Annotated in this window: 7 protein-coding genes and 3 tRNA genes; 3 read left to right on the top strand and 7 right to left on the bottom strand. The window is 54.7% G+C overall.

The annotated features are described in order from the left end of the window. Positions 1-206: 206 nt before the first annotated feature. Positions 207-282 (bottom strand) — tRNA-Val (locus H7A81_RS01795). A gap of 273 nt (positions 283-555) precedes the next feature. On the opposite strand from H7A81_RS01795, the gene gltX reads away from it, so the two are divergent. Further along, positions 556-1,977: a glutamate--tRNA ligase gene (gltX, locus tag H7A81_RS01790; RefSeq protein ID WP_058959062.1), complete on the top strand. Its 1,422-nt coding sequence runs from the start codon at positions 556-558 to the stop codon at positions 1,975-1,977. A gap of 83 nt (positions 1,978-2,060) precedes the next feature. Here gltX and H7A81_RS01785 read toward each other — a convergent pair whose 3' ends face one another. Both H7A81_RS01785 and H7A81_RS01780 read right to left on the bottom strand, forming a co-directional pair. Continuing rightward, positions 2,061-2,414 (bottom strand): YfeC-like transcriptional regulator, encoded by a 354-nt coding sequence (locus H7A81_RS01785; protein WP_034825897.1) that lies wholly within the window; start codon positions 2,412-2,414, stop codon positions 2,061-2,063. A gap of 114 nt (positions 2,415-2,528) precedes the next feature. Then, positions 2,529-3,314: a formate/nitrite transporter family protein gene (locus tag H7A81_RS01780; protein ID WP_038645593.1), complete on the bottom strand. Its 786-nt coding sequence runs from the start codon at positions 3,312-3,314 to the stop codon at positions 2,529-2,531. A 344-nt stretch (positions 3,315-3,658) separates the two neighbouring features. On the opposite strand from H7A81_RS01780, the gene H7A81_RS01775 reads away from it, so the two are divergent. Continuing rightward, a tRNA-Ala gene (locus H7A81_RS01775) sits at positions 3,659-3,734 on the top strand. A gap of 39 nt (positions 3,735-3,773) precedes the next feature. Then, positions 3,774-3,849: transfer RNA gene (locus H7A81_RS01770), tRNA-Ala, on the top strand. 414 nt (positions 3,850-4,263) lie between these two features. Here H7A81_RS01770 and H7A81_RS01765 read toward each other — a convergent pair. Genes H7A81_RS01765 through H7A81_RS01750 form a run of 4 tightly spaced genes read right to left on the bottom strand, consistent with a single transcriptional unit; the run spans position 4,264 to position 8,531 of the window. Next, positions 4,264-5,880, bottom strand: a complete 1,617-nt coding sequence (locus tag H7A81_RS01765; RefSeq protein WP_182056561.1) for a rhodanese homology domain-containing protein — start codon at positions 5,878-5,880, stop codon at positions 4,264-4,266. After that, complete coding sequence (locus H7A81_RS01760) at positions 5,873-6,463, bottom strand: cysteine dioxygenase (protein WP_182056560.1); 591 nt, start codon at positions 6,461-6,463, stop codon at positions 5,873-5,875. Before H7A81_RS01760 ends, H7A81_RS01765 begins: the two co-directional genes overlap by 8 nt. Continuing rightward, on the bottom strand, positions 6,460-7,443 hold the full coding sequence (locus H7A81_RS01755; RefSeq protein WP_182056559.1) for an ABC transporter substrate-binding protein: 984 nt from the start codon (positions 7,441-7,443) through the stop codon (positions 6,460-6,462). Before H7A81_RS01755 ends, H7A81_RS01760 begins: the two co-directional genes overlap by 4 nt. Next, complete coding sequence (locus tag H7A81_RS01750; RefSeq protein WP_160869724.1) at positions 7,443-8,531, bottom strand: LLM class flavin-dependent oxidoreductase; 1,089 nt, start codon at positions 8,529-8,531, stop codon at positions 7,443-7,445. Before H7A81_RS01750 ends, H7A81_RS01755 begins: the two co-directional genes overlap by 1 nt. Between the last annotated feature and the right edge of the window lie 190 nt (positions 8,532-8,721).

Here is an 8,721-nt window from a genome sequence, read left to right as displayed (position 1 = left end):
CCCTAGAGCCGGTCGCGCTATACGCTTCTATGCTTAGTTTAGGCCATCTTCCCCGACCGCGACATCCCAGCTCTGAGCGCGTGCCGTCCCCTCTTCCCCTACCCGACGCTCTCCCGACCTCCGTGTAAAGGAGATGCTCTACCAACTGAGCTAATCGCCCATATCTTACTCTTCAAACTCTTGTACACTGCGAGCCACTTTTAGAGTGGTGGGTGATGACGGGCTCGAACCGCCGACCCCCTCCGTGTAAAGGAGATGCTCTACCAACTGAGCTAATCACCCCCGCTGTGTGGAGTCGCATTATAGGGATCCTTCGAAGTGAGTCAACGCTTTTTAAAACATAAATGTGCGTTCGCTTTAAATTTAGTCAGCATGCCGCGCTTTTAGCCAATGTGCTGGTTTTATTAGCAGAAAAACGCACTTCAATCTGTGATGCCGCCGCGAGAGTCATTGAGGAAAGCGTCCCACCTGCTAGAATATGCGCACTGTTTTTTCGCGTTAACCCGTTTTTTTGTCATCCAGACAAAGAAACCTGCGCATCTAAGGCAATGCTGAATGAAAATCAAAACTCGCTTCGCACCCAGCCCAACGGGCTACCTGCATGTGGGCGGTGCCCGTACTGCTCTTTATTCCTGGCTTTATGCTCGCCACAACAAGGGCGAATTCGTTCTGCGTATCGAAGATACCGATCTGGAACGTTCAACGCCGGAAGCCATTGAAGCCATCATGGATGGCATGAACTGGCTAAACCTGCAGTGGGATGAAGGCCCGTACTATCAGACGAAGCGCTTTGATCGTTACAACGCGGTCATCGATGAGATGGTAGCAGCAGGTACTGCTTATAAATGCTATTGCTCTAAAGAGCGTTTAGAAGCGCTGCGTGAAGAGCAGATGGCGAAAGGCGAGAAGCCACGCTATGACGGCCGCTGCCGTGACAGCCATGAACATCATGCGGCGGATGAGCCTTGCGTGGTGCGTTTCCGTAATCCGCAAGAAGGTTCGGTCATTTTTGACGACCAGATCCGTGGTCCAATTGAGTTCAGCAATCAGGAGCTGGATGATCTGATCATCCGCCGCACCGATGGTTCACCAACCTACAACTTCTGTGTGGTGGTGGATGACTGGGATATGGGCATCACTCACGTGATCCGTGGTGAAGACCACATCAACAACACGCCACGCCAGATCAACATCCTTAAAGCGATTGGTGCAGAGGTGCCAACCTACGCGCACGTCTCAATGATCCTGGGTGATGACAGTAAGAAGCTGTCGAAACGCCATGGCGCAGTCGGTGTGATGCAGTACCGTGATGACGGCTATCTGCCGGAAGCGCTGCTCAACTATCTGGTGCGTCTGGGCTGGTCACATGGCGACCAGGAAATTTTCAGCGTGGCTGAGATGGCCGAGCTGTTTACTCTGGATGCCGTGAGTAAATCTGCCAGTGCGTTTAACACCGAAAAACTGCAGTGGCTGAACCATCACTACATTAATACGCTGCCGCCAGAATACGTGGCAACGCAGCTGCAGTGGCACATCGAGCAACAGAATATCGATACCCGCACCGGTCCGGAACTGGCGAAGCTGGTGACGCTGCTGGGTGAGCGTTGCAAAACGCTGGTCGAGATCGCGGCTTCCTGCCGTTACTTCTATGAAGAGTTTGAAGCCTTTGATGCTGACGCGGCGAAGAAACATCTGCGTCCTGTTGCACGCCAGCCACTGGAAGTGGTGCGTGACAAACTGGCTGCGCTGAGCGACAGCGAGTGGAATGCCGAGAATGTGCACAACGCGATTCAGGGTGCTGCTGATGCGCTGGAATTGGGTATGGGCAAAGTGGGCATGCCACTGCGCGTGGCGGTCACCGGTGCAGGCCAGTCTCCGGCACTGGATGTGACGGTTGAAGCGATTGGTCGCAGCCGCAGCGTGGCCCGTATCGAAAAAGCGCTGGCCTTCATTGCTGAGCGTGAAGCCCAGGCTTAATTGAGTTAGCGGCAGCCTGTAACGTTGCCGCTTCACTTATCGCGGGCATTAAAAAAGCCGGGAGCATGAGCGCCCGGCTTTTTTTAATCTTCTTTAATCCCTAGCCGTTCCAGCACACCACTTATCCCCTCGCGCAGCAACAATGCGGCCAGTTGATCTTGTTCAGCGGTTGTCATTTGCTGGACAGAATTAATTAATAACGCAGGTAACGTATTTTGTTGAGCACCGTAATTGGCCGCCGGCTCGGTCGCGTGGCGGGTAGACTGAACAAAGCTTTTTACACGCTCATCAATATGAATCAATCGCGCCTTACCACCCTGTACACCGGGCTTGGGCGTGGTTGTCCAGTTTTCGCGTTTGATCCATTTATTCACCGTTTGCCGACTGTAGCCCGTTTCCAGCGCGAGCTCCTCGGGGGTGAGCCATTCCTTTTTCACGATGCTGTCCCTGTTAAATACATTAGCTGTACATATTACAACAAAACGTAACGGGGAAAAGTAATCAGGCAGGAAAATGCCTCTTGTCTCATGACAAAAGGCATAAATCGGATATTAAGCTTCGCTGGTTTCAGCTTGTGCAGGACGGAAAGCAAGGAAATAGGTGAGACCAACAAATATTGCACCGCCCACGCCGTTGCCAAGGAAGACGGCAATCACGTTTGGCGCAAAGTCTGCCCAGCTCATTTGTCCGGCAAAAATCGCGGCGGGCACAATAAACATGTTCGCCACCACGTGTTGGAAGCCAATTGCCACGAAGGCCATCACCGGGAACCACATGCCAAAGATTTTGCCGACCATATCTTTACTGGCGAAGGCTAACCACACCGCCAGACACACCAGCCAGTTGCAACCAATGCCGGAAATGAAGGCGTGCAGGAAATCCGCATTCACTTTGGCATGCGCAATTGCCACGGTCTTTTTCAGATAATCGCCTTCGGTCATACCGAGCATATGACCAAAGAACCAGGCGACCGCGATGCTGCCAATAAAGTTGGCAATGGTGACCCAGAACCAGTTGCGCAGCACGCTTAAACCACTGATGCGGCGAGCGAACCACGCAATCGGTAAGGTCATCATGTTGCCGGTCAACAGTTCACCACCGGCCAGAACGGTTAGAATCAGGCCAACCGGGAACACCGCCGCGCCGAGGAAGCCGCCAAAGGAGCCCCATTCAGCAGGCAGTTGGTTGATAACATGCAGATCCAACAGAAAACCAGTGGCAATAAAGGCACCGGCCATAAAACCAAGGATCAATAAGGTGGAAACAGGCAAACGGCTTTTAGCCACGCCCGCTTGAATCGCCAGTTGGGCGATCTCTTTCGGTGTATGCAGCGACATATTTCACTTTTCTTTTATTGAACAAGGGGAAAATGCTGGCCGATCAAAGAGTGATATACCCTGGAAGGTTGACCGGTTAATTTGCGCGCTAAGTTTTACACTTACCCGTAACGAACACAAGATTATTCCTAACATCTTTAACCCTGATTTAACCTCGGTTGCAGGGTGTTAAATGCGAAAATACGTTAACGGGTTGCACAGTTGCGCTGAAAAAAAAGCCATTACGGTAGGGCGTTGCCGCCTTTTTCAGCGATTGAACACAGAACGAGAATTTGGCGTTGACACTCAGGGAGCGGTTTCATATGATGCCGTCCGTCGAGTTAAATCGACTGTTTTTCGGTGCTGGGGGTATAGCTCAGCTGGGAGAGCGCTTGCATGGCATGCAAGAGGTCAGCGGTTCGATCCCGCTTATCTCCACCAAATCGTTTTAACGATGCACTGAAAAAGATTTCCAGATGTGGGGGTATAGCTCAGCTGGGAGAGCGCTTGCATGGCATGCAAGAGGTCAGCGGTTCGATCCCGCTTATCTCCACCAAATCTCTGTTCGTCCTGAACTATAGCATCACAATCTAACACTGACTGAATTTATAATTGCTCATTTCGTATGCAGAATGGCGTCATTATTCGTGTGACGACAACTCCCAGCGTTCTGAAATGCGCCCATCTTTTGATATCAAGTATCTCGACGAATTGCGCCGTAAATCGCGCGTGCTTCTTCCTGTGCGCTGAGATGATCTCACCCATTCAGCACCAGCCTCTCATTAGGGGCGCAATGAATCGCACCGCAGCAGTTTCTCACGCGCTGAGATGATTATTCCGTTCAGCGTTCAGCGTTCAGCGTTCAGCGTTCAGCACTGCATCAGAGTGCGCCATAAATCGTGCCGCCAGAGCTTAGTGTGCACTGAAATTATGCACAATCTGGTCGCGGCGCAATTCATGGCACTAAGAATTAAGCGGTTGCGGCTTGTTCTTGTGCAGGCAACACGCGGAAGCCGTGCGTGCCATCACGATCCAACTGCGCCACCAGACCGTATTCCCAATCCAGATACGCCTGCATCACAGCAGGTGCGATATCGGTGCCTTCATACGGACGGCGATAGCGATCAATCGCCGGAGACAGCAACTGCTGGTCGCCCTGCTCGGTGGGCAACTGCGCTGCGCGCCAGGCCGCATTGCCACCCTCCAGCACAAACACTGGCTTGCCGGTGAGTTCCGCCACCTGTTCAACCGCATATCCGGCCAACAGGCTGCTGCCGCAGGTCAGCACATAACGTCGTGCCGCAGGCAGTATGGCTTTGCCCTCTTTTTGCAGCGTTGAACGCAGCAGCCAGCCTGCTCCCGGAATATGACTGTTGAGGTGATTGGCGCGCGTGGTGAAGTCCAGTACCTGGGTCTGACCTTCCTCCAGCCACTCCGCCAGTTGCTGCGGAGAAATAAACTCTGGCTGTGCAACCGCAGGAACCTGCGCTTTCCAGGCACCGGTGGCAGTGAAATCACTGGCCTGCAACTCTTCCAGCACTGACACCTGCCAGCCAAGCTGCGCCAGCCAGGATGCAGTCATATTGGCACGCACGCCATCGTCATCAATCAGCACAATACGTGCACCGCGCACGCTGGCGTAATGATCGGTTTCCTGCACCAGCTGTCCGCCTGGTACATGACGACTGCCGGGCAGATGACCCGACGCATATTCGTCTGCATCACGCACGTCGAAAAGGTAAGTGGTACGCGGTTCCTGTTGCCAGCGCTTGAGCGTGGCCAGCGGGATACGCTCTACGCCTGCGCGATCGGCAATGCCTCGTGCGTGACTCGCCGCCTGGCGCTGTGCTGTTTCGCTGGTTTCACCGTAGCGGCGCGACTGACCTTTATCCAGGTCGTGTCCTGCCAGCGTCCAGCCAATCGTGCCGTTGCGCAGCGCAAACACCGGATTACGGATACCGGCATTCACCAGCGACTGGGCGCCGATGATGCTGCGCGTGCGGCCCGCACAGTTCACAATCACCGTGGTTTCCGGTGATGGCGCGAGATCACGCACGCGCAACACCAGCTCACCGCCCGGCACGCTGGTGGCGCCTGGAATGCTCATGGTCTGGTATTCATCAAAGCGGCGCGCATCCAGCACCACTACATTGGCGTCGCTGTTGATTAAGCTGTGCACTTCATCAGCTGACAGGGAAGGGGTGTGATTGTGATGTTCAACCAGTTCACCAAAGGCTTTGCTCGGTGAATTCACGTCAATAAACAGCTCCCCGCCCGCAGCCTGCCACCCGGCCAAATCCTCTTTTAACAGCGCTATATTGCTGTAACCCAGTGCTGCAATTCGTTCCGCAGCCGTCAGCGCCAGTCCTTCGCCGTTATCATAAAGCGTGATAGCTGTCGTCAGTTGCGGGATGCGATCTAACAGTTCCAGTTCAAGTTTGGAAAGCGGGATATTCACCGCAAACAGCGGATGGCCGGTGGCAAACAGTGCTTCGTCGCGCACATCAACAATCGCCACTTCCTGCTGCTGACGCAGAGCCTCAAGAATGTCCGCCGCCTGGCGGAAAGGGAAAACGGTTTTACTCATGTGATAGATCCCAAATGTTCGGTAAGTAACGGTTGCTGTAACCGGAGATAAACTGTTTTTCACTGCCGTCTTCGCGATACACCGCGCGTTTTACCGCGCCGATATTGGCGCCATACACGTGGATGCTGATTGAGACGCGATCGTCATAGGCATTGCTGACGCGATGGATATCGCCCACGTTGGGAGAGACGGCTTCGACACTGCCGGGATCGAGCCGTATCGGCGCACCTTCCGGTTGCAGGCCGTTCGGCCCGGGCTGCCAGGATTGCGATATCTCCGCACCGCGCAGCATGCCAATTAATCCCCATACGCGATGGTCGTGAATCGGGGTTTGCTGGCCTGGCCCCCAGACGAAGCTCACAACTGAAAAGCGCTGCCGGGCATCGGCGTACAGCAGATATTGTTGATAGTGTTCGGGATGCGGCTGAGAGTAAGCCTCGTCCAGCCAGTCGTCATATTGGATCAGCTCGCCCAGCCAGGCGCTGCCCTGTTGCAAAACAGTGGCTTCATCGGGATTCTGGTCGAGCAAGAAGGCAAGGTTACCGACAAAGTCGCGTAAACGATGATGCTGATAGGCACTCATGATTTATCTCCCGGCGCGCTTTCAGCGACCTGATTGGCCTGAGCAGACAGGCTAAAATCAAAGGCTTTACTGACATCGATCGCTTTCGGCAGCACCTGATAGCGATGGAAGAAGTCAGCCGATTTTTGCAGGGTGGGGATTAGGCTGGCATCAAACACCAGCGGTCGAATGCGCGCATCGGCTATCCAGCTGCTGGTAATGTTGGTGGGCATATTGAGCGTTTTACCCAGCACGCTGGCGAACTCCTGCGGATGTTGCTGCGCCCAGATTTGTGCCTTAGCCAGGCGCGCCAGCAGATCGGCAATCGCTTTACGTTTACCTGCATCATTGATCGCTTCATCACGCGCCAGCGCATACGAATAACCCGACATAATGCCTTTACCGCCGCCGTCAGCGACGCGCACCGTGCCATCGACGGCGGTAGAGGTGGCGATATAAGGTTCCCACGGCGCCCATGCGGATACGGCGCCGGAGGTCAAGGCGGCTCGGCCATCAACAGGTCCAAGGAAGCGCAGCGTGACATCGTCTGGTTTTAATCCGGCACGCTCCAGCAAGCCAAGCAGCAGATAGTGACCCCAGCCACCGCGATTCACCGCGATCTGCTTGCCTTTCAAATCCTGCAAACGGTGAATCCCGGCATCAGGACGTGTCAGCAGCGCGATACTGTCAGGATTGTTTTGCCATGCGCCCACCGCTTTCACCGGCGCGCCAGCCGCAAACACAAACAGGAACGGCAGATCACCGGTAAAGCCGACATCCAGTGCACCGGCATTTAATGCTTCCTGCACCGGTGCACCCGAATCAAAGGCAGTGAGTTTCAGATCGTAGGGCAGATTATTGAGTTCACCTGACGCCTTTAACGCGGCAAAACGATCCCCCTTAACATCGCCCAGGCGCAGTGTGACTTTATCAGCAGCGAACAGCGGATGGAGCGTGGAGATCGCCAGCGCAACGCCGGTAAAGAGAGTTGCCAGCCGCATCAGGCGCTCCTTTTGTTAGCGGCGTTTAGCGCCGCGACTTTCTCACGCGTCAGCGGAATCAGCTCCTCGCCATATTCCACCGCATCATTCAGCGGATCGAAGCCGCGAATCAGCACGCTGTGAATACCCAGGCGATAGTAATCCAGCAGCGCATCGGAAACCTGATCGGCGGTGCCTACCAGTGCGGTGGAGTTGTAGCCGCCCTGTACCAGTTTCGCTACGCCGGTCCATAACACTTTGTCCAGACGATCGCCTTCGTTGGCGGCAGCCAGCAAACGCTGAGCGCCAACACTTTGCGGCTTGGGTTTACCAAAGGCGAAGCCGGTCTCTTGCAACTGCTTCTCGGCCAGTTCACGGATATGCTCGGCACGTTCCCAGGCCTCTTTCTCGGTTTTACCGATAATTGGACGGAACGAGATATTGAAATCAATCTCACGCCCGTGCTGAGCCGCAGCGGCTCGCACATTGCGCACCGTCTCTTCCGCCCCTTTCAGTGGCTCGCCCCACAAGGCAAAGACATCGGCATGGCGCGCAGCGACATCAATCGCTTCCTGAGACGATCCACCAAAGTATATCGGCAGCTTTTTCTGCGCAGGTTTGATGGCGGAAAACGCCTGCTCAGCCTGGTAAAAATGTCCCTTGTGATCATAAGGCTGGCTGGATTCCAGACTCTGCTTCAGCACGGCAAGAAACTCATCGCTGCGCGCATAGCGTTCGGCTTTATTCAGGAAGTCACCATCACGACGCTGCTCGACATCGCTACCGCCGCTGATGATATGCACGGCCAGCCGACCATCGGTCAGTTGATCCAACGTTGCCAGCTTGCGTGCGGCCAGAGTCGGTGCGACAAAGCCCGGACGGTGTGCCAGCAGGAATTTTAGTGTTGAGGTGTGTGCCGCAGCATGTGCGGTCACCAGAAAGCCGTCGGGTTGATCAGACCAATAGCCCACGAGGATGCGGTCGAACCCGGCTTCTTCATGGGCGCGGGCGAAACGCGCGATGTAATCTTTATCGAACAGCGGCCCGCTAGCGGGAATGATTTCGGAAGCCAGGCGGTGGCCAATCATGCCAAGAAATTGAATGCTCATACGATTCTCCAGATGTGACGTTATGGAGAAAAGCTACGGGCGCAGGCAACCGGGACGGAAATTCAATATTGTGCAAAGGTTTTGCGTCAGGCGGGGAAGCGGCGAATGACGGGGATAGACGGGTTGAAACGCGAGATAGAACAGAAAGGCATAATTAAGAAGAGAAGGGCGAGCCGTAGCTCGCCCTGAA

The organism is Pantoea sp. ME81 (genome assembly GCF_903970985.1).
GTDB classification, from domain to species: domain Bacteria; phylum Pseudomonadota; class Gammaproteobacteria; order Enterobacterales; family Enterobacteriaceae; genus Pantoea; species Pantoea communis.
This window is presented reverse-complemented; position numbering and strand designations above follow the sequence as displayed.